The organism is Belnapia sp. AC561, assembly GCF_979252845.1.
This window is the reverse complement of the sequence record NZ_CEEDBP010000436.1, coordinates 1-243: the sequence shown is the minus strand read 5'-3', so window position 1 is coordinate 243 and position 243 is coordinate 1. Positions and strand designations below refer to the sequence as shown.

Annotated in this window: 1 protein-coding gene; it reads right to left on the bottom strand. The window is 59.3% G+C overall.

Going from position 1 to position 243, the window contains the following annotated elements; all coding sequences use genetic code 11:
- Positions 1–243, bottom strand: a 243-nt coding sequence (locus AC0IW9_RS31755; RefSeq protein ID WP_471652261.1) for a DUF5801 repeats-in-toxin domain-containing protein, incomplete at both ends; no start/stop codon positions are given.

Genomic DNA, 243 nt, shown 5'->3' with positions numbered 1-243 from the left:
CCCTTGCGCTACTTGCACCTGAGCCACGTCGTCACGCGCGGTAGGCGTGTCGTCGTCGACGTTCACTTGCAGCGTGCCGTTGGCCTTGTCGCCGTCTTTATCAGTGACCTGATAGTTGAAGGTGAACGGCTGGTTGTTTTCGTTATCGGCATTGGCGTGGTTGATGGCGGCGTTTTGCACCACGTTGTAGGCGCCAGTGCTGCTGTCGAGCGACACGGTCAGAACCGTGGTGCCATCCTGGAC